General features: G+C 62.0%; 21 protein-coding genes. 6 read left to right on the top strand and 15 right to left on the bottom strand.

Annotation, left to right across the window (positions count from 1 at the left end; all coding sequences use genetic code 11):
- Positions 1-51 precede the first annotated feature (51 nt).
- The 13 genes from CKW32_RS02075 to CKW32_RS02010 form a co-directional block, all read right to left on the bottom strand.
- A complete protein-coding gene (locus CKW32_RS02075) occupies positions 52-471 on the bottom strand; it encodes a group 1 truncated hemoglobin (protein ID WP_032891871.1) in 420 nt (139 codons plus the stop codon).
- Positions 471-1,328 carry a DUF3034 family protein gene (locus CKW32_RS02070; protein ID WP_095184315.1) on the bottom strand — a complete coding sequence of 286 codons (858 nt, stop codon included), beginning with the start codon at positions 1,326-1,328 and terminating at the stop codon, positions 471-473. The genes CKW32_RS02075 and CKW32_RS02070 overlap by 1 nt, the downstream gene beginning before the upstream one ends.
- Positions 1,329-1,337: 9 nt before the next feature.
- Positions 1,338-3,686, bottom strand: a complete 2,349-nt coding sequence (locus tag CKW32_RS02065) for an EAL domain-containing protein (protein WP_032891872.1) — start codon at positions 3,684-3,686, stop codon at positions 1,338-1,340.
- Positions 3,670-4,344, bottom strand: a complete 675-nt coding sequence (locus CKW32_RS02060) for a methylamine utilization protein (protein ID WP_095183923.1) — start codon at positions 4,342-4,344, stop codon at positions 3,670-3,672. The genes CKW32_RS02065 and CKW32_RS02060 overlap by 17 nt, the downstream gene beginning before the upstream one ends.
- 194 nt (positions 4,345-4,538) lie before the next feature.
- Complete coding sequence (locus tag CKW32_RS02055) at positions 4,539-6,875, bottom strand: bifunctional diguanylate cyclase/phosphodiesterase (RefSeq protein WP_095183922.1); 2,337 nt, start codon at positions 6,873-6,875, stop codon at positions 4,539-4,541.
- Between the two features lie 885 nt (positions 6,876-7,760).
- The gene (locus tag CKW32_RS02045) at positions 7,761-8,936 is read right to left on the bottom strand and encodes a PotD/PotF family extracellular solute-binding protein (RefSeq protein ID WP_032886475.1); all 1,176 of its coding nucleotides are present in this window, start codon (positions 8,934-8,936) and stop codon (positions 7,761-7,763) included.
- Complete coding sequence (locus CKW32_RS02040) at positions 8,933-9,907, bottom strand: GTP-binding protein (RefSeq protein WP_032886474.1); 975 nt, start codon at positions 9,905-9,907, stop codon at positions 8,933-8,935. Before CKW32_RS02040 ends, CKW32_RS02045 begins: the two co-directional genes overlap by 4 nt.
- Positions 9,904-10,203, bottom strand: coding sequence for a hypothetical protein (locus CKW32_RS02035; protein ID WP_032886473.1), 300 nt, complete (start codon positions 10,201-10,203; stop codon positions 9,904-9,906). The genes CKW32_RS02040 and CKW32_RS02035 overlap by 4 nt, the downstream gene beginning before the upstream one ends.
- 13 nt (positions 10,204-10,216) lie before the next feature.
- Entirely contained in the window at positions 10,217-10,966 is a 750-nt protein-coding gene (locus CKW32_RS02030; RefSeq protein ID WP_032886471.1) for an SDR family NAD(P)-dependent oxidoreductase, read from the bottom strand.
- Between the two features lie 153 nt (positions 10,967-11,119).
- Positions 11,120-11,881 (bottom strand): SDR family NAD(P)-dependent oxidoreductase, encoded by a 762-nt coding sequence (locus CKW32_RS02025; protein WP_095183921.1) that lies wholly within the window; start codon positions 11,879-11,881, stop codon positions 11,120-11,122.
- Positions 11,882-11,891: 10 nt separating this feature from the next.
- Positions 11,892-13,232, bottom strand: a complete 1,341-nt coding sequence (locus CKW32_RS02020; RefSeq protein WP_032886468.1) for an MFS transporter — start codon at positions 13,230-13,232, stop codon at positions 11,892-11,894.
- 39 nt (positions 13,233-13,271) lie between these two features.
- Positions 13,272-14,150, bottom strand: coding sequence for a polysaccharide deacetylase (locus tag CKW32_RS02015; RefSeq protein ID WP_095183920.1), 879 nt, complete (start codon positions 14,148-14,150; stop codon positions 13,272-13,274).
- 11 nt (positions 14,151-14,161) lie between these two features.
- A complete protein-coding gene (locus CKW32_RS02010; protein ID WP_095183919.1) occupies positions 14,162-15,484 on the bottom strand; it encodes an amidase in 1,323 nt (440 codons plus the stop codon).
- 336 nt (positions 15,485-15,820) lie between these two features.
- On the opposite strand from CKW32_RS02010, the gene CKW32_RS02005 reads away from it, so the two are divergent.
- The 6 genes from CKW32_RS02005 (at position 15,821) to cmoB (ending at position 22,434) form a co-directional block, all read left to right on the top strand.
- Positions 15,821-16,810: a GntR family transcriptional regulator gene (locus CKW32_RS02005; RefSeq protein WP_095183918.1), complete on the top strand. Its 990-nt coding sequence runs from the start codon at positions 15,821-15,823 to the stop codon at positions 16,808-16,810.
- A gap of 172 nt (positions 16,811-16,982) precedes the next feature.
- Positions 16,983-19,403 (top strand): endopeptidase La, encoded by a 2,421-nt coding sequence (lon, locus tag CKW32_RS02000; RefSeq protein WP_032886465.1) that lies wholly within the window; start codon positions 16,983-16,985, stop codon positions 19,401-19,403.
- A gap of 250 nt (positions 19,404-19,653) precedes the next feature.
- The gene (locus CKW32_RS01995; protein WP_032886463.1) at positions 19,654-20,043 is read left to right on the top strand and encodes a protease inhibitor I42 family protein; all 390 of its coding nucleotides are present in this window, start codon (positions 19,654-19,656) and stop codon (positions 20,041-20,043) included.
- A gap of 1 nt (position 20,044) precedes the next feature.
- Positions 20,045-20,701, top strand: coding sequence for a lysoplasmalogenase (locus CKW32_RS01990; protein WP_095183917.1), 657 nt, complete (start codon positions 20,045-20,047; stop codon positions 20,699-20,701).
- Positions 20,702-20,737: 36 nt separating this feature from the next.
- Positions 20,738-21,481, top strand: a complete 744-nt coding sequence (cmoA, locus tag CKW32_RS01985; protein WP_032886460.1) for a carboxy-S-adenosyl-L-methionine synthase CmoA — start codon at positions 20,738-20,740, stop codon at positions 21,479-21,481.
- Complete coding sequence (gene cmoB, locus CKW32_RS01980; RefSeq protein ID WP_032886458.1) at positions 21,478-22,434, top strand: tRNA 5-methoxyuridine(34)/uridine 5-oxyacetic acid(34) synthase CmoB; 957 nt, start codon at positions 21,478-21,480, stop codon at positions 22,432-22,434. The genes cmoA and cmoB overlap by 4 nt, the downstream gene beginning before the upstream one ends.
- A gap of 94 nt (positions 22,435-22,528) precedes the next feature.
- Here cmoB and tadA read toward each other — a convergent pair whose 3' ends face one another.
- Both tadA and CKW32_RS01970 read right to left on the bottom strand, forming a co-directional pair.
- Entirely contained in the window at positions 22,529-23,026 is a 498-nt protein-coding gene (gene tadA, locus CKW32_RS01975) for a tRNA adenosine(34) deaminase TadA (RefSeq protein ID WP_095183916.1), read from the bottom strand.
- Positions 23,026-24,408: a multicopper oxidase family protein gene (locus tag CKW32_RS01970; protein WP_095184314.1), complete on the bottom strand. Its 1,383-nt coding sequence runs from the start codon at positions 24,406-24,408 to the stop codon at positions 23,026-23,028. The genes tadA and CKW32_RS01970 overlap by 1 nt, the downstream gene beginning before the upstream one ends.
- Positions 24,409-24,444 lie beyond the last annotated feature (36 nt).

Here is a 24,444-nt window from a genome sequence, read left to right as displayed (position 1 = left end):
CTGCTATCGGGAGCAATCCCCCTCCCACGCTTGCCGCCGGCACTCATGAAACTAGTGCTCGATCACCTCGCCGCGCATCACCGCCAACCGTGCAATCAACCGATTCTGCACCGGCACCGAGATCCCTTCGCTGTCCATCGCCTTGATCAAATCCTCCACCAACGCATTGAAGTCACTGCGGCTCACGTTCTGGCCCTTATGACTCTCGGCCATGCTGTCACCGGTATAGGTGCACGGCCCGCCTGCTTCGACGCAGAACTGTTCGATCAATTTGTTGCGCAGGCGCTGGATATCGACGCGCCGAAAGCGTTCGACGATGCGCTGATCCCGGGCAATGTTGAGCAGCATGCCTTCGACAATCCGCGTGATGCCGGGCATGGCGCCAAGGTCGCGGTACAGGCTGTCGTCCTTGGGCGGTTGCTGGGCGCAGGCGCTGAGCAGCAGCACCAGCGCAATCGGTAAAAGGCGCATTAGAAACTCCCCTGCACGGACAGGTAGGTGCCGTTCTGGTTATCCAACGTAGCGATTTCGCCGAGGCGCGCGTACGCCAGCACAAACGACACATGCTTGTTGGGAAAGTAGCCGACAAACACGTCCGCCCAGTCGCTTTCGCCAGCGAACGACAAGTTATCGGGCTTCTCGCGGTACTCCACGCCCACCGCCCAGCGCGGGTTGAACAGCAGGGCCACCGAACCTTCCTTGAGCAGGCTGCGACGGTCGCGGCGGTCGCCGCCGAAGCCAAGCAGGCCGGTTTCATTGGCGCGGCTGTAACGCAGGTTACCGTTGACCAGCACGTTGTAGCCAAACGCCGCGCCCATGAACAAACGGCTGGCGGCGAGGTAGCCCTCCACGTCGCTGTCACGCTTGGCGCCAACCAGGCTGGGGATGTCGAAGTTGGTCTGGTGTTTGTATTCCAGGCCCAGCGAAACCTGCGGCAAGCGGTCGTAAATCACGTCACCGAACAGGCGGACCTTCACACCGAGCACATCCTGGCCAAGGTTGTCTTCCGGCAGATTCAGCTTGTGCACCAGGCTGCCGAGGTCAAAGCGCTGGCGGGCGAAAGAGACTTCGACGCGGTTGTCATAGGCCAACGCCAGCCCCGCCACGTCCAGCCGATAGTCCGGCAGGTTGACGCTGGTGGCGAACGCCGTGGCGCCCCACTCGTGCTGTTCGCCATAGCCGGCCAGCACCGCCCACGGCGTGATGCCGCCGCCCGCCGTGCCCTCGATGCTGCTGGCACCGCCGGTGGCGATCAGGCGGCCGTTGTCGGCCAGGGTGGTTTGCACAGTCAGGGCGGCCAGGCAGCCGATCAGTAGAGAAAGACGCACGTCAGCCACTCAATGAACCAGGGAAGTTTGCGCACTGAGTGGCAACGCCACCCAGGCTTCGAAAGCGTCGGCGCTCAAAGGCCGACTGATCAGATAACCCTGGGCCGTATCGCACTGCCAGCGCTCCAGCAGGCGCAGGCTATGGGCATATTCAACGCCCTCGGCAACCACTTTGAGGCCCAGGTTGTGGCTCATTTCGATGGTGGAACGCACGATCACCGCGTCCTCACTGGTTTCATCGAGGTTGCGCACAAAGGATTGGTCAATCTTCAACTCTTGCACCGGTAGACGCTTGAGGTGCGCGAGGGACGAATAGCCGGTGCCGAAGTCATCCACCGACAGACTGATGCCGCAATCACGCAGCAGGTGCAGGACTTTGAGGGCTTTTTCCGGCTCGCGCATTACTGCGCTTTCGGTGATTTCGAACACCAGTTGCTCAGCCGGCAAACCGTAGCGACGCAGCAACGCCGAGACGCGGTGGGCCAGTTCATCGCCGAGCAAATCGTCCGCCGAGATGTTCAACGACAACTGCAGGTACAGGCCACGGCGGTTCCACTCACACAGCTGACGAATGCCCTCTTCGATCACCCAGTGGGTCAGCAACTGAATACTGCCGGAGCGCTCGGCCAAGGGAATGAACTCCGCCGGCGAGACCATGCCGAACTGCGGATGCTGCCAGCGCAGCAAGGCTTCGGCCTGACGTACGTGGCCCTCACGAATGTCCAGCTTGGGCTGGTAATGCAGCAGCAATTGGCCTTGGTTGGGCGCGTGGCGCAGGTCGCGGATCAGCGTGATCTGGCGGCGGTGCGCGAGGTCACGGCCATGTTCATAGACCTGCAGGCGACCGGGCATTTGCGCGGCGTCTTTCATGGCGATGGCCGCGCGTTCAAGCAAGGTGTGCGGGCTTTCGCCATCGGCTGGGAATGCGGCGATGCCCAAACGGCAGTCCAGCGCCAGGTCATGGCCGTTGATGCGCTGGGGCCGCAGCAACAGTTGTTGGAGTTTGTCGGCCATGCCCACCGCCTCGTCGCTGCCTGCGCCTTCGAGCAATAGCAGGAACTCGTCGGCGATCAGATGCGCCAGGGTATCGCCGGGGCGCAGCACGGCTTCCAGGCGACGGCTGACGGCAAGCAGCAATTGGTCCACCGCATCCGTCCCGGCGGTTTCGCTGGCGACGCGCAAGTTGTCGATGCCCAGGTAGATCAACGCGACCGGCCGATTCAACGCAATGGCGCTGCCCAGACGCTCCATGGCCAGTGCCCGGTTCGGCAGGCCGGTGAGGCGATCATGCAAAGCATTGTGGGCAAGCTGCTGTTCGCGCTCGGCGATGCCGCTTTGCATGGAATTGACCGCATGGGCCAGTAACCCCAGTTCGTCACTGCGGGCCAGGGTCACGGGCGTTTGATAGTCGCCCTGGCCAATGCGCTCGGCCGCCAGGGCCAGCGCCTGCACTGGGCGCGACACGGTGCGCGCCAGCAGCAAGGCACCGATCAACGAAGCCAGCAACGCGACCAGTGCGATGGCGAGGATCTTCTCATCCAACGGCACAAAGGCTTGCATCGCCGCATCCAGCGGGCTTTGCAGCAACGCCAGGACTTTGCCGTTTTCATCGCTGGCCAATACCAACGACTGATTGAGGAAACGCTGCTCCAGGTGATCGGTGGTGGACACGCCACGGCGCGTGGAATCGCCCTGCATCAATGCAAGGATGCTCCTGCGCAGCTCTTGAGGTTGGGTGGTGACCAACTCGCCAGGCTGGTCTTTTTCAATCGCCAGGAACGACACTTCCAGGTTGCTCAACGAGCGCAACTCATCGGCGAACGCACCGTCCATGCTGAAGCCCATCACCACCCGCGCAATCGGCAGCGGCGCCAGCACCGAGGCTTCCACCAACAGGTGCGGCTTGCCTTGCAGCGGCACAATCAACATGACCTGGCGATTGCGCCGGGCCTCGCGCAGTGACTGGTCATACTTGAAGGTCGAGCCTTCGGGCACTTCGCTGAGGGTACTGGCCAGGACTTTGCCGTCCATGCCCAGCAGGATCATGTCACTGGCGTTGATGCGTTTGCCGTGGTTGAGCAGCACCGAGCGCATCGTCGCCGAGTCGCCACTGGCCACCGCATCACGAAAACCGAAGTCGGCCGCCAACAGTTGCACACCGTCAGCGAGGCGCCGCCCGCGTACGTCCAGCAAGCGCTCAAAAACCCGCGCGCCCACATCCAACTGGGCCAGCGCCTGGCTGCGCACCGCTGAATTGGTGGCAGCCTTGACGCTGAAATACAGTGCGCCGATCACCACCAGCAACAGCAGGATCAGGACGCTGGCGACCCGCGCCTGGAAACTACTGCGCAGTTTCACGGGCGGCTCGATTGAAGGCATCGCCAAAGGCACTTGGCGTCGGCGGAAGATCCTCGGACGCCGGCTCCAGGGCCAGCACCACGTTGTGTCTCAGGCCAGCGGCAGCCACATGCAGGGTGCCGCCGTCCAAGGGCTGCATATCCGCCAACTGCGGGTGCCACAGGGTGGCGCGGTAATCACCGGGCGCCAGCTGCTCCAGGTGCACTTGGCCCTGGGCATCGCTGACAGCGAAGAGCGGGTCATCGGTGACGTAGATGTAACCGAGCATCCAATCATGGATATTGCAGCCCAGCACCACCACGCCGGGTTTGTCGAACAGCAGCGGCTCGGCGGGCGTGCCTTCGTACAGGCGCAGTTCGAAACGTTTGGCGGCGCTGAACGAATAGACCTGATGCCGGATGTTGTCGCTGTTGGGGAAGCGCACCTGAGTGCCGGTGTGTACCGCCAGCACATGGGGCGCAAAGCGCTGGCCGCGTTGGTCCATATTCGCCTTGAGCACGGCCGACGATGCGCCGGGCGGGCCTTGCAGGGTCACGACCGCATCCGCCACCGGGCTGCCATCGGCCCGCTTGAACACCAGGTCCAGCGTGGCCGCCGACGCAGAGCCGGCCAACATCAGCATCAGCGTCAGGGAGAGCAAGGGAGGAGTTCGGGCCATGGTCGATCCGCAAAAAATGGAAAATGAGCGGCCAGCCCTGGCACAGTGGGTTACGGTCATGATGCCGCAAACAAGGCACAATGCCATCATGCAATAGCGCTGGATGCTTGACCGTTGGTCGGTAAATAACTGTGCAAACGGTCAAGCCTTGTAGAGCGTATCGGCCTGGGGCCTAAAAACTATAGACGCGGGCTTCAGACCGGCGCGCGCTCGCGGCGCATCCACATCTCGAACGCCATGGCATTGAGCGGCCGACTGATGAGGTAGCCCTGGGCCGTATCGCAGTTCCACTGTTTGAGGAGTTTGAGACTGGGCTCGAACTCCACCCCTTCGGCCACTACCTTGAGCCCCAGGTTGTGGCTCATTTCGATGGTGGAACGCACGATCACGCCGTCGCCCGTGGCGCTGTCGAGGTTGCGCACAAACGACTGGTCGATCTTCAATTCCTGTACCGGCAAGCGCTGCAATTGCGCCAGCGACGAATAGCCCGTGCCGAAGTCATCCACCGACAGGCTGATGCCACACCCGCGCAATTGTTCCAGCACGCTGAGGGCCTGCTTCGGGTTGTGCATGATCGCGCTTTCGGTGATCTCGAAAATCAGTTGCTGGGCCTGCACGTCGTAGTGTTCCAGCAAGGTGGTCACACGAATCGCCAGGTCATCATCGGCCAGGTCGTCCACCGAAATATTCACCGACAACTGGATATGCAATCCGCGCTGCGCCCACTCGCCGATCTGACGAATAGCCTCTTCGATCACCCACTGGGTCAGGCCACCCATGCTGCCAGTGCGTTCAGCCAGGGGAATAAACTCGGCGGGCGATACCAGCCCCAGCGTCGGATGCTGCCAGCGCAGTAAGGCCTCGGCCTGGCGAACGTGGCCATGCAGGAGGTCGAGCTTGGGCTGATAACACAGGTGCAACTCACCTTCGACGACCGCACGGCGCAGGTCGCGGATCAGGCTGATCTGGCGCTGGTGCGCAAGATCGCGGTCCTGCTGGTAGATCTGTAGATAACCGGGCAGCGTCGTTGCATCGTGACGCGCGATGGCCGCACGGCTGATCAACTCCTCCACATACTGGCCGTCGGCGGGGTACGCGGCGATGCCGATACTCACCTCGTGGCGCACTTCGTCATTGCCGATGCGCTGGGGTTCGGTAAGCAACGCGTAGAGGCGGTCGGCGCGGGCTACGGCGCGGTCGACCTCGGTATTTTCCAGCAACAACAGGAATTCGCTGCTGGTGATGCGCGCGGCGGTATCGCTGGCCAATAGGCTCATGGACAGACACCGGCTGGCCTCGCGCATCATTTCTTCGACGCCCTCGGGACCGAAGCCCTCGTTGATGACACGGTAGTTTTCGATGCCCAGGTACAGCAACACCACCGGCCGACGCGCACTGATCGCGCTGCCCAGGCGCTCCATTGCCAGCGCGCGGTTGGGCAACCCGGTGAGTGCGTCATGCAGGGCGTTATGGGCCAGTTGCCGCTCGCGCACGGCGATGCGGCTTTGCATGGCATTGAACGCACGGGCCAACAGGCCGAATTCATCGTGGCTGCGCACCCGCACCGGCGTGCGGTAATCCCCCGCGCCAATGCGCCCGGCCGCCTCCACCAACGCATTGAGCGGGCGCGACACCCGCCGCGCCAGGAACAACGCACCGGCCAACGAGACCACCAGCACGGCCAGGGCAATCCCGAGGAACTGCCGGTCCAGCGGCGCAAAAGATTCCAGCGCGTGGTCCAGCGGGCTTTGCAGCAATACGCGCACCTCGTTGCCGTCACCGGTGTTGGCCAGCGGCAACACTTGGCTGAGCACACGCTCACCGTAAAACGGATGGATCTGCGCCTCTGGGTTCAAAGGCGCATCGTGGAGCAGGCTGAGGGTGCCGGCCTGATAATCGACAGGCTGGGTACTGAACAACGGACCGGGCCTGCCGTCCTGCACGCTGAGAAACGACACCTCCAGGTTGCTCATGGAACGCAGTTCGTTGGCGAACAGTTGGTCCATGGCAAAGCCCATGACAACGCGGGCGATGGGCAGGGGGTCGAGGACTTCATTCTGCACCAGCAAGTAAGGCCGCCCGTCCAAGGCGACAATCACCATTTGCAGGCCGTCACGCCGCGCATGGCGCAAGGCAGTGTCATAGGGAAAAAGCTGCCCGCGCGTGAGGATCGGCAACGTGCTGACCACGACCTTGCCATCCAGCCCCAGCACAAACACCTCGCTGGAACGGACGCCGGAGCCATGCCGACGCAGTGCAGCCAGAATCGACACCGTGTTGCCGTCGGCCACGGCTTGCTTGAACGGGCCGTCGACGGTGAGCCAATCGAGGCCGTATTGCAGGCGACGCCCGCGCAGGTCCAGCAGACGCTCGAACACCTGGGTTCCGGTTTTCAACTGGACTTGCGCCTGGTTCTCCACCGCGCGGGTGGTGGCGGCCTTGACGGCAAAATAGGTGGCGGCGACGACCACCAGCAGCAGCAATGCCAGCACTCCGGCGATGCGAGTTTGGAACGTATGGCGCCACGTCATGGCGGTGCCCTCTGGCAGTGTTCGCCTCTCTCTGCCACTACGTCCTTTTGTCATGTGCATTCCTTGCGACAGCTGACCTGGCGTCAAAAAAATATCCATTTTCGTTGGATATTGGGTGTGAGGAGATTAGCTGGGAGTTGGGGGGTGTGCATTCAATAAACGTGGGGATTTAGGTGGCGGTTTATTGGCGACAGAGGGTTGGCTTGGGGGGCATATTCGTTATTTGGGTAACGGCGGGTATTGGTTCCGCCCTTACGGCGGGTCACTTTGGAAAAGCCCCAAAGTAACCAAAGGGCTCTTGCCCCAACACTCGGCACCTCGCTTAGGCTCGGTGTGCCCGCACTCCGGCTTGAATCCGTGGGCCGCCGCAATGGGCCATCCATGGCCCAGTGCGGCTAACCCGGCGTCCTGCCGGGTTACCCACGGATTCAAGCCTGCGTGCGGCCAGCGTGTTTGACGGGGCGCCTAAGATCACGATCAAAAGCGCAGATCAAAAGACCGCTGACTTCGTCAGCGAAAAGGATGTAAGAGCAAAGGCAAAAGCAAAAGCAGATCTGAAGCAGATCTAAAGCAGGCTGGGACTTATCTGATATGTGGAGATCAAAATGTGGGAGGGGGCTTGCTCCCGATGAGGGTGTGTCAGTTGATGCAGCTGTGACTGACCCACTGCCATCGGGAGCAAGCCCCCTCCCACAATTGGACGGAGTTCGGCTTAAGAACCCGGTCGGCTCTAAGGCCGCCGCGCTGTTGCTTTTGATCTGGAATCGCCCCGTCAACCACGCTGGGCCAACATTCCGGCCTTTCCAAAAGTGACCCGTTGTAAGAGCGGATCCATAGGCGGCCGTTACCGCAGCAACGGATATGCCCCCCAACCCACGCACTCAATCAAACACCACGCGCCCGCATGAAATCCCCCCACCTGCGCACCAGGTAGTTGTGCTCATCCATCACCGAGTTCCACACCGCAATATGCCCCATCCGCTGCTCATACGAACCACCATCACGCACTTCGCCAATATCAATCAGCGGTAGCCCGTCACTCCCCAACAATTCCTCACGCGCAGGCTTGCCGGCGTACCAGTAATCCCACTCGGCGCTGCTCAGGTGATCGCGGCTGCGCGCCGGGTTGCCGATGTAGTAACCCTGGCGGGCCATGACCGCGCCGGGCCAGCCGGACAACCACCAATTGAGGTAGGCATAGGCCGCATCCAGCACCGGGCCTTGGGCATGGCGCGACAGTGACAAACCGCCAAACCAGGCGCGATAGCCTTCGCGGGGCACGGCCAGGCGGTATTTCACTCCGGCGCGGTGCAGGCGCATCAGCGTCGGCGACCACAGGCTCTGGATATCGATGCTGGGGCTGAGCATCAGTTGCGCAGCCTCTTCATCGTCGGACCAAAACGCAGCGAAATGCCCTTCTTTCTGTTTGCGCACCAGAATGTCAGCAAGCACGTCGATCTCTTCGATGCTCATGTTGCCGATGTCGTTAAAGCGGGCCAGCCCCGCGCCCTGCACCGCCAATGCGGCGTCCAGGGCGCCGATGGCGGCGTCACTTTGCAGCGCTGTGCGCGCGCGCCAGGCCGGGTCCAGCAGCCAGCCCCAGCTTTCGTTGCCGTGGCAAAAACCTTCGGGCAGGCGCTCGGGGCGGTAGGCGAAACTGTCGGCGTTGTGGGTCAGGGGCAGCATGCTGATGCGGTCGGTGACGGTGCTGCCGAGGCTGCCGTCGTGCTGCACAAATAAACGCTCACTGGGCACGCTGCCGCTGCCCAGGCGGTCGCTGGGCGACAATCGCCCGCGTTTGGGCAGGTCGTTGATCTCATGCCACAGCGCGATGCGCCGTGTGTCGATGGGCTGGATCGCCCGGGCCGGCCACACGAAGTCGACGTTATGAAACCACTGGTCGTACAGGTCGTAGCTGTCGGGCTGCATCACTGCAATGCGCTGGGCCTGTTCAACGTCGTGCACCTGGTACACCAGGCGAATGCCCAGCTCCTGTTCGGCACGTACGCGCAGGGTTTCGAGCAAGGTCACGGAGGTGCCGAGGACGCGTAAAGTGATCATCCGGCGAACCGCCGCGAGAACACATCAAAAGAACGCCGCAACAGCGCAGGGTCAAGACCACGCAGGATAAACACCAGGCGCGATTGCCGGTCTGTGCCCGGCCACGCAGGCAGATGGACCGGGGCATGCAGGCAGTGCTGCACGCCATGAATGACGATGGGGGCGTTGCTGGCGTTCACGTTGAGCAGTCCTTTGACGCGAAGGATTCGTTCGCCGTGGCATCTTAACAGCATCGACAACCACACCCCGAAGCCGACCCAGTCCAGCGGCTGGTCGAAGGTCAGGCTACACACTTGCGCCGCACCGTGGGTGGCGGTGGTGGTTTGATGCAGTTGCCAACGGCTGACTTCCATCGCCGGCTCGGCGCTGCGCAAGCCTTCGCCCAGCAGCAATTGATCGCCGCTGTGAATGTCATGGGTATTGAGGATCGGCGTGCCGGTATTGAGTGCCCGCAGATGCGCGCGCAGGGGCTCGCACTCGCCCGCCAAGTCCGTCTTGCTCAGCAGCAAACGGTCCGCAGCCGCCACCTGGGCCAGCCATTCCGGGTGCAGGCGCTCTTGCAGGGCGGCGTGGCTGGCATCGACCAGCGTGATCACCAGACCGATATGAAAACGTCCACGCAATTGCACATCGTTGTTCAGGGTGGCGAGGATCGGTGCCGGGTCGGCCAGGCCGGTGGTTTCCAGGATCACGCGTTTGAACGCGGGTATTTCGCCACGCTCGCGGCGCTGCAACAGGCCGAGCAACGCGTCCTTGAGTTCGCCACGGATCGAGCAGCAGATGCAGCCGCTGGGCAGCAGCACGGTGTCTGGCGCGACTTCTTCCACCAACAGATGATCGATGCCGACGTCGCCGAATTCGTTGATCAGCAACGCAGTATCGCCGAGGCTTTCGCCTTGCAGCAGGCGTTTGAGCAAGGTGGTCTTGCCGCTGCCGAGGAAGCCGGTAATGACATTCAGCGCGATGCTCATGGGGTTGACTCCAAGTGATCCAACAGCCGTGGATCGAGAGGATCCAGCGGGCGGCCGAGCATGGTTTCGGCCGCCTGCCAGAGTTGATCCAGGCCGCTCGCCAGTTCCTGTTTACCGGTGGCGCCCAACAGCAGATAGGAGGCGCCCTGGAAATCTTCGACCTTGAGCCGGAACACCGCCAACACCTGGTTGATCGCAGCGATACGGCGCAGGCGCTCGCGGCGCCGGGGCAATTCGTCGCCCAGGGGATCACTCCAGTGCAGGTCTTCGCCGAGCAATCCGCAGAGTCCGCACATGGCTACACCTCACTCATGGCATGACATCGCCGGAGTTCGGGCCGAGGGTCTGGCCGACGAACAGATTGCCGCCCGGCTCGCTGGCGAGCAGCACGGCGGTAGGCGCGACTTCGTCCGCCAGGCCAAAGCGGCCCAAGGGCAGTTCGGCGGCCTTGGCGCGTTTCCAGTCGTCGCTGATGCCACCGACCAAAGGGGTTTCGATCGGGCCAGGGGCGATGGCGTTGACCAGCACGTTGTCCTTGGCCACTTCCAGCGCCAGGGACTTGGTAAACCCAATCACACCCGCTTTGGCCGCCGCGTAGTGAGTCAGTTCGGCGCCGCCCTTGATGCCCAGTTGCGAGGCCACATTAATGATCCGCCCCCAGCGCTGCGCGACCATGTGGGGCAAAGCGCGCTGGCTGGCGACGAACACGCTGGTGAGGTCGACGCGCAGCATGTCGTTCCACATCTCGATGGACAGGTCGACGCACCGCGCCTGGGTAAGCATGCCAGCGTTGTTGACCAGAATATCGATGCCGCCGAAATGTTCGACGCAGCGGTCGACACTGGCTTGGGCGCCTTCGACGGTGCCCACATCGGCCACGCACTCGACCACTTCGGCGCCGAGGTTGCGGCAGGTGATTGCGGTTTCAGCGAGGCTGGCGGCGTGGCGGTCGGCCAATAGCAGACGCGCGCCTTCAACGGCGTAGGCGCGGGCGATGGCGGCACCGATGCCGCTGCCGGCACCGGTGATCACGGCGCGGCGGTTGGTCAGTTGGTTCATGCAAAAACTCCTGAAAAATTCCACTTCCAATGTGGGAGGGGGCTTGCCCCCGATGGCAGTGGGTCAGTCACAGATGGGCTAACTGAACCACCGCCATCGGGGGCAAGTCGAATCGTCGCACCGCCCCTCCCACATTTGGATTGAGTACATCAGTCAGTCAGGCCAGCGCACGGTCAGGCCGCCGTCGATGACGATGCTCTGCCCGGTTAAATAACTCGACGCATCACTGGTCAAGAACTGCACCAGCGACGCCACTTCATCCGCGCGCCCTACCCGCCCCAGCGGAATCGCCCGCGCGGCTTTCGCCAAACCTTCCGGCCCCAGCGAGTTCTTCGCATCCAGGGACTGCGGCGTCTCGATCAAGCCTGGGATCACCGCATTGCAGCGAATTCCCAAACCGGCCAATTCCACCGCCAGCGACCGGCACAAGCCCGGCACACCGGCCTTGGCGGCGGCATAGTGCGAGTGCTCCTGCCAGCCATACACGCCGCCGGCAATCGAGGAAATCGCCACCAGCGCGCCGCCTTCCTTCATGTGCCGCGTCGCCGCACGGAAGGTGCGCATCACCCCCGTCAGGTCGACGTTGAGCATCTCGTCCCAGAGTGCATCGGTCATTTCCAGCAGTGGCGCGCGACGCAGCAAGCCGGCGTTGGCGACCGCGTAATCCAATCGGCCGAAGTGCTGTACGGCCTGTGCGGCCAGGGCGTCGACCGAGGCGGTATCACCGACATCCAGCGGCAACATCAGGCATTCGCCACCGGCCTCTTCCACCAGGGAAACGGTGGTCTGTGGATCATGGGGATCGGCCGGGTAGTACCCGCCCACCACCGCCACGCCGTTGCGCGCATACGCCACGGCGAGGGCTTGGCCGATGCCACTGGCGGCACCGGTAATCAAGGCAACTTTACGACTCATCAATCACTCCTTACTGAACGGTTTCCGGACGCACATGGCGCGCGGCAAACATCAGGACACCGGACAAAAAGCACGGCAAGGCGCCGAACCACAGCGCGGCGGTCTGCCAGTCGCTGCCGGCGGACAACACCTGGGTTGCACCGAAACCGGCGACTACTGCGCCAATCGGCCCCATGGCGTGGATGATCGCGCCACCGGTGGCGCGGATGCTGGTGGGGAAACTTTCGCTGATGAAGAACAAAGCCGCCGAGTACGGCCCGATCAGGAAGAACAGGCCCAGGCTGTAAAGCCCGACCACCATGGCCATGTTGCTTGGGCCAAACAGCATACCGGCGAACGACAGGCCGCCGAGCATCCAGCCCAGGCCGATCACGTTGCGACGGCCGATCTTGTCACCCATCCAGCCGTGGCTGAGGTAACCGCAGTAACCCACCAGGTTCGACAGCACCAGGATGATCAGCGAGTTCTCGAACGAGATGTGGTGCACGCTGACGATCACGGAAGTGCCCAACACGCTGAATACCTGGATCGCCGCCCAGTTGAGCAACAACGCAGCGCCGATCACCAGGGTGGCGCGGCGGGCCGGGCCACGGAACGCAGCTTTCAGGCCGGCCTTGCTGTGTTCGTCGTAATCCACGCCGTAGGTTGCCGCCACGTTCTGTGCTTCTGTCACCGCGCCGTTTTTGCGCAGTTGGCTGATGCGTTCATGGATCTGGAACTGCGGGCTCTCCTTGAGCTTGCGCGCCATGATCGCAATCACCACCGCCGGGATCGCGGCGAAGATAAAGCAGCCCTGCCAGCCGATGATCGGCAGCAACAGTGCAGTCAAGCCAGCGGCGATCAATGCACCGACCGGCCAGCCGCCCTGCACCAGGCTGTAGATGAAACCGCGACGTTTGGTCAGTCGCGGGTCTTCCGAGGCGCCGTACAGCTCACTCAGGTACGTGGCGTTAACGGTTTCCTCGGCATAGCCCAGGCCGCCCAACGAACGGATCAGAATCAGCGGTGACTTACCCCACGCCCCACCAATCGCGGTCAGCGCCGAGCACAGCGCGGAACCGGCCACGGTGAAGATAATGCCCTTGCGACGGCCCAACTTATCGACCACAGGGCCGATGGCAAAGGCGACCACTGCCGTGCCCACCGCCACCCACGTCGCGATTTCAGCTTGCTCCACTTCACCCCAGCCAAAATGCCGGCCGATCTCCGGCAGCAAGGTGCCGAACAGGATGAAGTCATACACCGCAAACACCCAGGCGAAAAACGCAATCCAGGTCGCAAACCGCACTTCCTTGGAGGTGAGTTGCCGGGGTTTCCAGCCAGTCAGGTCAAGCTTGTTGTAGATGGACATGAGTCGCGCCTCGGAGGTGGGGGGCTGTTTTTCTAAGGGTCAGGTACGGGGTTGGCGGCGGATAAAGTCATCGGCGATTTCGTCGAAGGTGACGAAGCGCACGCCGGCATGGCTCTGGATGTGTTCGATCAGGCGCTCAAGCATCAACAGCACTTGCGGGCGGCCGGACACGTCGGGGTGGATGGTCATGGTGAACACCGCGTGTTCGTGTTCGCGGTAGACCCAGTCGAACTGGTCGCGCCACATTTCTTCGAGGTGACGCGGGTTGACGAAACCGTGGCTGTTGGGGGCTTTCTTGATGAACATCATCGGCGGCAGGTCGTCCAGGTACCAGTTGGCCGGGATCTCCACCAGGTCGGTTTCTTCGCCGCGCACCAAGGGTTTCATCCAGGTGTCGGGGTGCTGGCTGTAGTCGATCTTGGTCCAGGTGTCGCCCTTGCGGACGTAGTACGGATGGAAGTCGTTGTGCATCAGACTGTGGTCGTACTTGATGCCCTTTTTCAGCAGCAGTTCGTTGGTGACCTTGCTGAATTCCCACCAAGGCGCGACGTAGCCGGTGGGACGTTTGCCAGTCACCTTGGTGATCAACTCGATGGATTTATCGAGGACGATTTCTTCCTGCTCGGCGGTCATCGCAATCGGGTTTTCGTGGCTGTAGCCATGCACGCCGATTTCGTGACCGGCGTCGGCCACGGCCTTCATCTGCTCAGGGAAGGTTTCCATCGAGTGGCCAGGGATAAACCAGGTGGTGCGCAGGCCGTAACGTTCAAACAATTTGAGCAGGCGCGGCGCGCCGATTTCACCGGCGAACAGGCCACGGGAAATATCGTCGGGCGAGTCTTCGCCGCCGTAGGAACCGAGCCAGCCGGCGACGGCGTCCACGTCGACGCCAAATGCACAGAGGATGTCTTTAGCCATGGTGTGTCTCCTTAAACGTTAAGTACGGTTTCGACGGACAACGCTGCGCGCAGCAGGCGTGCGTCTTCTCCTGTCGGGGCGCTGAGCAGCAACCCGGTGGGCAGGCCCTGGGCATCGCGGCCGCTGGGCAAGGTCACGCCTGGCATGTCCAGAAAACTGCCGGGCATGGTCAGGCGCAGGGTGGCGAGGTTGGTGTTCACGAAGAGGTCGTCGTCGTTTTCCAGGGGCGCCAAAGCGGGCGCGACGTGGGCGACGGTGGGGGTGATCAGGATCGCGCCGTCGAGGTCGTCGAGCAGTTGCTGTTGCAGACGACGGCGCGCATCGGTCAGGTGGATAAGTTGGCTGGCCGGCAGCGCGCGGGCGGCTTCGAGGCGGCGGCGCACGCGGGGGTCGAGTTGCTCGGCATCGGCGCTGTCAAGCAGGGTTTGGTGCAGGGCGAACGCTTCGAAGGCACCGAGCCAGCCGTGGTGTTTGATCAGGTCCAGAGTGGCCTGGAAGGTCGGGCATTCACGTTCTTCGATCAGCGCGCCTTGGGCCTTGAGTTGCACCACGGCACTCAGCAGATTGTTGCGCACAGCGGGCTCGACGTCCTGCTGCGCCAGTACAAAGCGCTGGCCTTTGAGGCTGCGGGCGCTGTGGGTCTGTGTGCGGCCATGTAGCAGGTCATCGATGGCCAGCGCATCACGCACGCTGCGGGTCAGCGGGCCGAGGCTGTCTAAGGAACGAGCCAGGGGAAATACGCCGTCACGGCTGTAACGTCGGCTGCTGCTGCGGTAACCCACCACACCATTGAGCGCCGCCGGGATGCGAATGGAGCCTGCGGTGTCGGTGCCCATGGCAATCGGCACAATGCCGGCGGCCACGGCCACGGCCGAACCCGAGGACGAGCCGCCGGGAATGCGCGGTTGGTCCGTGCCATGGGGGTTGTGCGGCGTGCCGAAATGCGGGTTGAGGCCCAACCCGGAATAAGCGAGTTCGCTGAGGTTGGTTTTGCCGATGCTGACCATCCCGGCGCGGCAAAGCAGGCCCACGCTCGGTGCGTCGAGCAAGGCCGCAGGCGCGTTGCGCCGGTAAGCAGCGCCGGCTGTGGTGACGCTGCCAGCCACGTCGAACAGGTCTTTCCAGGCAACGGGCACACCATCGAACCTGCTCAAGGGCTGGCCAGCTCGCCAACGGGCCGCGGACGCTTCGGCTTCACGGCGGGCGCGCTCGGCGGTCAGGGAAATGAAAACGCTGGCCGAGCGGCTCGCTTGATCGAGTGCCTGTTCGAGGGCTTTCACCGGGTCGCTGCGACCGCTGGCGAAATCCTCGGCCTTTGATGTGGCGTCTGACATCAGGAGAACCTCATAAAACGTACATATTCATAAAATGTACATTTTACAAAGGCAGCTTTCGTGCCAGTCTCTACGTAGCGCTGTTTACGCGGTTACGGTTTTTCGCCCATAGCAGCGGGATAGATGGTTTTGATCGATGGAAAAATGTCTTGCATCACACCTGGGATCCACCTCCAATGAAATAATGTATCTTTTATTAATAAGTACATTTTGGTGCAGAAAAGTAACAGTCACACCTTTCAGGCCCCAAAAAAGTGCCACCGACGTAGCACAGAGTGACAGGCGCAACTTATGAGAGAATCCCCGGCCACCGTCCTACAAGCCCCAGAGAAAGTGATGAAAGCAGTGTCCGCCTCGGCCTCCCGTTACGCGATGATTCACCAGGTGTTGCGCGACGCGATCGTCAATGGCACCGCCCGTCATGGCTTGGTTTTACTGGAAGCGCCCTTGGCCGAACTGTTCGGCACCAGCCGCGTGCCGGTGCGCAAGGCGCTGGACCTGCTGCATGCCGAAGGCTTGATCTGCCGCTTCAACGGCCGGGGTTATCTGATCAACCCCGAAGGCCTGGTCATGGAGCCGCTGCGCCTGCCCCTGAGCCATGCGCACCTGGGTCTCAACGGCGAGGCTGAACTGGTGGACACCCGGCCGCTGGGCGAGCGGATCGTCGAGGAGATCGGCGCGGCACTGTCCACCTGCATTGCCTTCGGCCATTACCGCTTGGATGAACAAGCCGCCGCCGACCACTACGGCGTCAGCCGAGCGGTGGTGCGTGAAGCGCTGATGCGCCTGCGTGACCGTGGCCTAGTGGAAAAAGAGCCCTACTCCCAATGGTTGGCCGGGCCGTTGACCGCGCGGGAAGTCACCGAGGATTACGAACTACGTGCCTGCCTGGAGCCCGAGGCGCTGCGCCAGAGCGCACCGAACCTGGACCGCGAGGTCCTTGAAGCCATGCTGCAGCGGGTACTGGATGCCCAGAACAGCGCCGAGTGCAGCCTGGAAGCCATCGAGCAGATCGAAGAAGACTTGCACCAGCGCTGCCTGGCCGGGATGCAGAACCGCAAGATTGCCGCGCTGATTCGCCAGGGCCAAAGCCCGATGATCATCAGCCGAATTTTTTACCGATTGCTGGGGATCGGCGCGGATCCAGCCATGCTCGCCGAACATCGCTTGATTCTGGAGTTGCTGCTGCATGGCGCGTTTGACGCGGCGGCGTTGAATCTGCGCGAGCATTTGCAACGGGCACGGCAGCGGATGTTGCAGCGTTTGAAAGTGCTATCGGTGCTGCCAGAACAGCCACTCCCCGCCTACCTCCACAAAATCAGCTGACGCAACACGGAGCCAATGTTGGCAGGGCGGTGCGACGATTGACTTGCCCTCTCCCACATTGACCAATGTCGCCGCAGGAATTTCATGCAATATGTTGCTATCTCACGCCCCCCATTGAAACCACTGCTGCCTCGCCCCATCTAACCTCCATACTTCCTTATGCAGGTGCCCCATGAGCGACCAGCAAGAATTCCCTGATTACGACCTCAACGACTACGCAGACCCCGAAAACGCTAAAACCTCCTCGTCCAATACCGGCCTGGCTCTTCCAGGGCAAAACCTGCCGGACAAGGTCTACATCATCCCGATCCACAACCGGCCTTTCTTCCCGGCGCAAGTGCTGCCGGTGATTGTCAACGAAGAACCGTGGGCTGAGACCCTTGAGCTGGTGAGCAAATCCGACCACCACTCACTCGCTCTGTTCTTCATGGACACGCCGCCGGAAGATCCACGCCACTTCGACACCTCCGCCCTGCCGCTGTACGGCACCCTGGTGAAGGTGCATCACGCCAGCCGCGAGAACGGCAAGCTGCAATTCGTGGCCCAGGGCCTGACCCGCGTGCGCATCAAGACCTGGCTCAAGCACCATCGCCCACCGTATCTGGTGGAAGTCGAATACCCACACCAGCCCACCGAGCCGACCGACGAGGTCAAGGCCTACGGCATGGCGCTGATCAATGCGATCAAAGAGCTGCTACCGCTTAACCCGCTGTACAGCGAAGAGCTGAAGAACTACCTCAACCGCTTCAGCCCCAACGACCCGTCGCCCCTCACCGATTTCGCCGCCGCGCTGACCTCGGCCACCGGTAACGAGCTGCAGGAAGTGCTGGACTGCGTCCCCATGCTCAAACGCATGGAAAAAGTCCTGCCGATGCTGCGCAAGGAAGTCGAAGTCGCGCGCCTGCAAAAGGAGCTCTCCGCCGAGGTGAACCGCAAGATCGGCGAACACCAGCGCGAGTTCTTCCTTAAAGAACAGCTCAAGGTGATCCAGCAGGAGCTGGGCCTGACCAAGGACGATCGCAGCGCGGACGTGGAGCAATTCGAGCAACGCCTGGAAGACAAAGTGCTGCCAGCCCAGGCGAAAAAACGCATCGATGAAGAACTGAACAAACTGTCAATCCTGGAAACCGGCTCGCCGGAATATGCGGTCACCCGCAACTATCTGGATTGGGCAACCTCGGTGCCGTGGGGCGTGTACGGCGAGGACAAGCTCGACCTGAAACACGCGCGCAAGGTGCTGGATAAGCACCATGCCGGACTGGACGACATCAAGAGCCGTATCCTCGAATTCCTGGCGGTGGGCGCTTACAAAGGCGAAGTCGCCGGCTCCATCGTGCTGCTCGTCGGCCCGCCGGGCGTGGGCAAGACCAGCGTGGGTAAATCCATCGCCGAGTCCCTGGGCCGGCCGTTCTACCGATTCAGCGTCGGCGGCATGCGCGACGAGGCCGAGATCAAGGGCCATCGCCGTACCTACATCGGCGCTATGCCGGGCAAGCTGGTGCAGGCGCTCAAAGATGTTGAAGTGATGAACCCGGTGATCATGCTCGACGAGATCGACAAGATGGGCCAAAGCTTCCAGGGCGACCCGGCCTCGGCCCTGCTCGAAACCCTCGACCCGGAACAGAACGTCGAATTCCTCGACCACTATCTCGACCTGCGCCTGGACCTGTCCAAAGTGCTGTTCGTGTGCACCGCCAACACCCTTGACTCAATTCCCGGCCCGCTGTTGGACCGGATGGAAGTGATTCGCCTGTCGGGCTATATCACCGAAGAAAAAGTCGCCATCGCCAAGCGTCACCTGTGGCCAAAACAGTTGGAAAAAGCCGGCGTATCGAAAAACACCCTGACCATCAGCGACGGCGCCCTGCGCGCATTGATCGACGGTTATGCCCGTGAGGCAGGGGTGCGCCAGTTGGAGAAACAACTGGGCAAACTGGTACGCAAAGCCGTGGTCAAGTTGCTGGATGCGCCGAACTCGGTGATCAAAATCGGCAACAAGGACCTGGAAAGCTCCCTGGGCATGCCGGTGTTCCGCAATGAGCAAGTGCTGTCCGGTACCGGTGTGATCACCGGACTGGCCTGGACCAGCATGGGCGGCGCGACCCTGCCAATCGAGGCGACGCGCATCCACACACTGAACCGCGGCTTCAAGCTCACCGGGCAATTAGGCGAGGTGATGAAAGAGTCTGCCGAAATTGCCTACAGCTACATCAGCTCCAACCTGAAGTCGTTTGGCGGCGATCCGAAGTTCTTCGACGAAGCCTTCGTGCACTTGCACGTGCCGGAAGGTGCCACGCCGAAGGACGGCCCGAGCGCTGGCGTGACCATGGCCAGTGCGTTGTTGTCCCTGGCCCGTAACCAAGCGCCGAAAAAAGGCGTGGCCATGACCGGCGAACTGACGCTGACCGGGCATGTATTGCCGATCGGCGGCGTGCGCGAGAAGGTGATCGCAGCGCGACGTCAGAAGATTCACGAGCTGATATTGCCGGAACCCAATCGCGGCAGTTTTGAAGAGTTGCCGGAGTATCTTAAAGAGGGCATGACGGTGCACTTTGCCAAGCGGTTCGCGGATGTGGCTAAAGTGCTTTTCTAATTCGCCTTGTCCCTGAACAGGGCTTCTGTGGTGAGCGGGCTTGCCCCGCGCTGGGCTGCGAAGCAGCCCTCTTGAAAAGACCCCATTCCTTCAGAAGGAATGGGGTCGTCAGTATCGGGCCTGCTTCGCAGCCCAGCGCGGGGCAAGCCCGCTCACTACAACAAGCACCCACGTCTGTCGCATCCCTCTTGTCACACCCTGTCTCATCTTCGGTTATGCTCGCCCTTCGTCGTGTATAAACGGAGTCTCCATGACTGCTGCCCGCCTGCTTCTCCCCCTGAGCCTTTGCCTGCTGACCGCGTGCGCCAGTGCGCCGAAGCAAAACGTCACCGTGGAAAACCAGAGCGCCTGCCCGCTCCAGCTTAAAACCGGGCAAAACCTGATCCTCACCCTGCCGAGCAACCCCACCACCGGCTACCGCTGGGCCATCCAGGATTCCGCCGGCGGTGTGCTGCGCGCGCTGAGCCCTGAGGTCTACAGCAGCACTGAGTCCGGCGTGATCGGGGGCGGTGGTCAATCCACCTGGCGCTTCCAGGCGTTTGCCGCCGGCCAGGGTCGTTTACGCCTGACGTCCCAGCAGCCGTGGGAGCCGGAAGCCGAACCCGTGGAGACCTTCGACTGCACCCTTACGGTGAACTGATATGCCATGGCTGATACTCGCGTTGATGGGCGCCGCCACTTTTATCTACGGTGTGAGCACCCACGCGATGTTGCTCTGCCTGCTGGTCAAACCGCTGCCGGTACTGGCGTTGTTGGGCTGGCTGCATGACGCACCGCCCACCGACTATCGACGCTGGATCAGCCTCGGGCTGATTTTCTCACTGGTGGGCGACGTGTTGCTCGCTTGGCCTGGCGACTTGTTTATCTTCGGCCTTGGCGCGTTTCTGTTTGCGCACCTGGCATACCTCAAGGCCTATTTCAGCGATTGCCGTCGTTTGGCGGTATTACCGTTGGTATTGGCGCTTGGTGTAGGCGTCGTCCTGCTGAGCATCCTGATTTCCCATGGCCTTGGCGACTTGTTGATTCCCGTCGTGGTTTACGCCTTGGTGATCAGCACAATGCTCTGGCGCGCGCTCGCGCGGCTGGGCAGTGACGTGCCAAAACGCTCGGCCTTACTGGCTGCGGCGGGCGCGGTGTCGTTTGTGTTTTCAGACGCCCTGATCGGCATCAATCGGTTCGTGGTGGCGTTCGACGCCGCGCCGTATTTGCTGATCACCACGTATTGGCTTGGCCAGTGGGGCATCACCGCCTCTGCTTTCCATCAGACAACCCGCGCACACGAGGGCCAACTTGGCTAAAATGCCGGCCTTTCCCCCCTCGTCGCCGGAACAACCGTGAGCAAAGAACCCGATCGCCTTTTCGCCCAGCCCCTGCCCCAGGTGCCGGACTTCGCCTTTAACGAGGACGTGGTGCGGGTATTCCCGGACATGATCAAGCGCTCGGTGCCAGGCTACCCGACTATCGTCGAAAACCTCGGTGTGCTCGCGGCGCAGTTTGCCCAACCCAACAGCGTGCTCTACGACCTGGGTTCATCCCTTGGCGCTGTCACCCAAGCCCTGCGCCGACACGTGCGTACCGACGGCTGCCGAGTGATCGCGGTGGATAACTCCGCCGCCATGGTCGAGCGCTGCCGCGAATACCTCAACGGCCAGGACTCGATGTTCCAGGAGTTGCTGCCGGTCGAGGTGATCGAGGGCGATATCCTCGCGCTGCAATTCCAACCGGCCTCGGTGGTGGCGTTGAATTTCACCCTGCAATTCATCGCGCCCGACGAGCGCCTGAGCTTGCTGTCGCGAATTCGTCAGGCGCTGTTACCGGGCGGTGCGCTGATCCTTTCGGAAAAGCTGCGCTTCAATGACCTTGAAGAACACGCGCTGCTCACCGACCTGCATATCGCGTTCAAACGCGCCAACGGCTACAGCGAACTGGAAATTGCCCAGAAGCGCAGCGCCATCGAAAACGTCATGAAGCCCGACAGCCTCGAAGAACACCGCGAACGCCTGCTGGCAGCCGGGTTCTCGAAAGTCGTGCCGTGGTTCCAGTGTCTTAACTTTGCCTCGTTGATTGCCCTGCCATGATTGATCTGTCTCCCCTCGCCCGCCATTTGGTCGGCACTCCTCTGGCCGTATGGGCCCAAGGCCTGCAAGCGCAGCTCGACAGCAAAATGGAAAAAGGACATGGCGACCTGGAGCGCTGGCAGAGTGCATTGGATGCACTGCCGAAGATCATGCCCAGCGACGTCGACTTACTGAATGACCTGGTGCTGGACACCGACTGTGACGACGAAACCCGCGCACAGATGCGCACCGCATTGATGGGCCTGAGCCCATGGCGCAAGGGGCCGTTCCACCTGTTCGGCGTGCACGTCGACACCGAATGGCGCTCGGACTGGAAGTGGTCACGCGTCGCACCGCACCTGGACTTGAAAGGCAAGCGCATCCTCGATGTCGGCTGCGGCAACGGTTACTACATGTGGCGCATGCTCGGCGCCGGCGCCGACAGCGTGATAGGTGTCGACCCGAACTGGCTGTTCTTCTGTCAGTTCCAGGCGGTGCAGCGGTATCTGTCCGAACCGAAAGCCTGGCACCTGCCATTTCCGTTTGAAGACTTGCCGGCCAACCTCGAAGGCTTCGACACGGTGTTTTCCATGGGCGTGTTCTACCACCGTCGCTCGCCCATCGAGCATTTGCTGGCGCTGAAGGACACCTTGGTCAAGGGCGGCGAATTGGTCCTGGAGACCCTGGTGGTGGAAGGCGACCAGCAACAGGTGCTGGTGCCGGAAGACCGTTATGCGCAGATGCGTAACGTGTGGTTCCTGCCGTCGGTGCCGGCGCTGATGCTGTGGCTGCGCCGCGCAGGTTTCAGCGATGTGCGTTGCGTGGATGTGAGCGTGACCACGGTGGAGGAACAGCGCGGGACGGAATGGATGAAGTATCAGTCCCTGAGTGACTTCCTCGATCCCGAGGATCACAGCAAGACGATTGAAGGGCTGCCGGCACCGATGCGGGCGGTCATCATCGCCAAGAAGTAACCGCTAATCTCCCTGAAAAAATGAAGATCAAAAATGTGGGAGGGGCAAGTCGAATCGTCGCACCGCCCCTCCCGCATTTGATACTCGGTGTTGGTTAGATCTGAGGCTTCGCCCGGCGGGCCTTGAAGAACTCGCTCAACACCGTGCCGCACTCCTCGGCCAGCACACCGCCTTCAAACATCACCCGATGATTCAGAAAGCCCTGGGTAAAAAACTGCCCCTGGCTTTGCACAATCCCCGCCTTCGGCTCCAACGCGCCATAAACCACCCGCGCGACTCGCGAATGCACGATCAACCCCGCGCACATGCTGCACGGCTCCAACGTCACATACAGCGTGCTGCCCACCAGCCGGTAGTTGCTGATGGCCTGGGCGGCGTCGCGTATGGCGACCATCTCGGCATGGGCGCTGGGATCGTTGCCGCTGATGGGACGGTTGAAACCGCGACCGATGATTTCACCGTCCTGCACCAACACCGCACCCACGGGCACTTCGCCCAGTGCGGCGCCTTGGGCGGCAAGTGCCAGGGCTTCACGCATGAAGTCTTGGTCGCGGCTGCGGTCGATGATTGCCGCGGGGCGAATCTGGCGCATCACGCCACCTCGATGGCGGCCATCAGGCCGGTTTCCATGTGGTCGATGACGTGGCAGTGGAACATCCACACTCCAGGGTTATCCGCCACCAAGGCCACGCGGGCGCGCTCGTTCTTGCCCAACAAATAGGTGTCGGTAAAGTACGGGATCACTTTGTGGCGATTCGAGGCGATCACCTTGAAGCTCATGCCGTGCAGGTGGATCGGATGCTGGTACTGGGTCATGTTCTTCAATTCGAAAATGTAGCTCTTGCCCTTTTCCAGCTTGGCAATCGGTCGGTCGGCGCAGGTCTTGTCGGTGATGTCCCAGGCCTGGCCGTTGATCTGCCACAGGCTCGGCGGCTTGCCATTGTCGACGTTGACCGAGACCGAGCCGACCCACTCGAAATTGAAGTTGAGTTTCTCGGCATTGGCCAGGTCCGGTTCGGCAATCGGATTGGCGGGCAGCGCCGGGGGCCATTCGGTCGGTGCATCGGTGTTGGCGACTGAGCGAAAAGTGCCCAGGCGCACCGGGCCGTTGCGGATAGAGAGCTCTTCGCCCGCCGGCGGTGCCTTGATCGCCAGGCAGATGCGCATACCCGGCCCCAACCAGTACTCCTTGCCCAATGGACGCGGTTCGATGGGATTGCCGTCCAGCGCATAGATCTGCGCTTCGACGTCGGGGATGTTGATGCGATAGGTCAGGGTGTTATCGAGGTTGAGCAGCCGCACGCGGGTGATCTGCCCTGCGGGTAAGTCGATCACCGCCTGGGATACGCCATTGATCGTCGACAGCCGCCCGGCCGTACCGCCACGCGCCGCTTCACGGGGAACGCTGAAGGCAACGAACGCACCCTCTTCGTCCACATGCCAGCTCTTTAGGCTGAGGGTCCGTTCGTGTTTGAAACCGGTGGGTTCACGCTCTTCGATGATCAGCGGGCCGACCAGGCCTCGGCCGAGTTCTTCGCTGCTGTTCACATGCGGGTGATACCAGTAGCTGCCGGCGTCGGGCACGCGGAATTTGTAGTCGAAGTATTCGCCCGGCAGCACCGGCAGTTGCGAGACATAGGGCACGCCGTCCATTTCCAGCGGCAGGCGGATGCCGTGCCAGTGGATGGTGGTCGCGACCGGCAGGTGGTTGATAAAGCGCACCCGCAACCATTCGCCCTGACGCACACGCAACTCGGTGCCGGGTGCCGAGGGGCCGAACGCCCAGGCTTGGGTCTTGTGCCCCGGCACCAGCTCCACGTCCAACGGTGCAGCGATCAGCTCGTAGTCGTGACCCGCTTCGGATTCGGCGACTTTCCCCAGCCAGTAACGGTAGGCGCCACCGGCACCGACGCCCACTACGGCCAGGCCTGCAAGACCACCCAGGATTTGTCGACGGGAAAAGGATCGGGACACAACAACCTCACGTATCTGCCGCAGGCCCAAGGCCTG

Source organism: Pseudomonas sp. Irchel 3H9 (genome assembly GCF_900187495.1).
Taxonomy (GTDB): domain Bacteria; phylum Pseudomonadota; class Gammaproteobacteria; order Pseudomonadales; family Pseudomonadaceae; genus Aquipseudomonas; species Aquipseudomonas sivasensis.
Note: the sequence above shows the minus strand (reverse complement) of the source record. Positions and strands in the feature narration are given on the sequence as shown.

Coding starts and splice junctions, on each gene's coding strand:
- CKW32_RS02075 (WP_032891871.1), bottom strand. CDS start 471: ATGCGCCTTTTACCGATTGCGCTGGTGCTGCTGCTCAGCGCCTGCGCC.
- CKW32_RS02060 (WP_095183923.1), bottom strand. CDS start 4,344: ATGGCCCGAACTCCTCCCTTGCTCTCCCTGACGCTGATGCTGATGTTG.
- CKW32_RS02055 (WP_095183922.1), bottom strand. CDS start 6,875: ATGACGTGGCGCCATACGTTCCAAACTCGCATCGCCGGAGTGCTGGCA.
- CKW32_RS02045 (WP_032886475.1), bottom strand. CDS start 8,936: ATGATCACTTTACGCGTCCTCGGCACCTCCGTGACCTTGCTCGAAACC.
- CKW32_RS02040 (WP_032886474.1), bottom strand. CDS start 9,907: ATGAGCATCGCGCTGAATGTCATTACCGGCTTCCTCGGCAGCGGCAAG.
- CKW32_RS02035 (WP_032886473.1), bottom strand. CDS start 10,203: ATGTGCGGACTCTGCGGATTGCTCGGCGAAGACCTGCACTGGAGTGAT.
- CKW32_RS02030 (WP_032886471.1), bottom strand. CDS start 10,966: ATGAACCAACTGACCAACCGCCGCGCCGTGATCACCGGTGCCGGCAGC.
- CKW32_RS02025 (WP_095183921.1), bottom strand. CDS start 11,881: ATGAGTCGTAAAGTTGCCTTGATTACCGGTGCCGCCAGTGGCATCGGC.
- CKW32_RS02020 (WP_032886468.1), bottom strand. CDS start 13,232: ATGTCCATCTACAACAAGCTTGACCTGACTGGCTGGAAACCCCGGCAA.
- CKW32_RS02015 (WP_095183920.1), bottom strand. CDS start 14,150: ATGGCTAAAGACATCCTCTGTGCATTTGGCGTCGACGTGGACGCCGTC.
- CKW32_RS02010 (WP_095183919.1), bottom strand. CDS start 15,484: ATGTCAGACGCCACATCAAAGGCCGAGGATTTCGCCAGCGGTCGCAGC.
- CKW32_RS02005 (WP_095183918.1), top strand. CDS start 15,821: ATGAAAGCAGTGTCCGCCTCGGCCTCCCGTTACGCGATGATTCACCAG.
- lon (WP_032886465.1), top strand. CDS start 16,983: ATGAGCGACCAGCAAGAATTCCCTGATTACGACCTCAACGACTACGCA.
- CKW32_RS01995 (WP_032886463.1), top strand. CDS start 19,654: ATGACTGCTGCCCGCCTGCTTCTCCCCCTGAGCCTTTGCCTGCTGACC.
- CKW32_RS01990 (WP_095183917.1), top strand. CDS start 20,045: ATGCCATGGCTGATACTCGCGTTGATGGGCGCCGCCACTTTTATCTAC.
- cmoB (WP_032886458.1), top strand. CDS start 21,478: ATGATTGATCTGTCTCCCCTCGCCCGCCATTTGGTCGGCACTCCTCTG.
- tadA (WP_095183916.1), bottom strand. CDS start 23,026: ATGCGCCAGATTCGCCCCGCGGCAATCATCGACCGCAGCCGCGACCAA.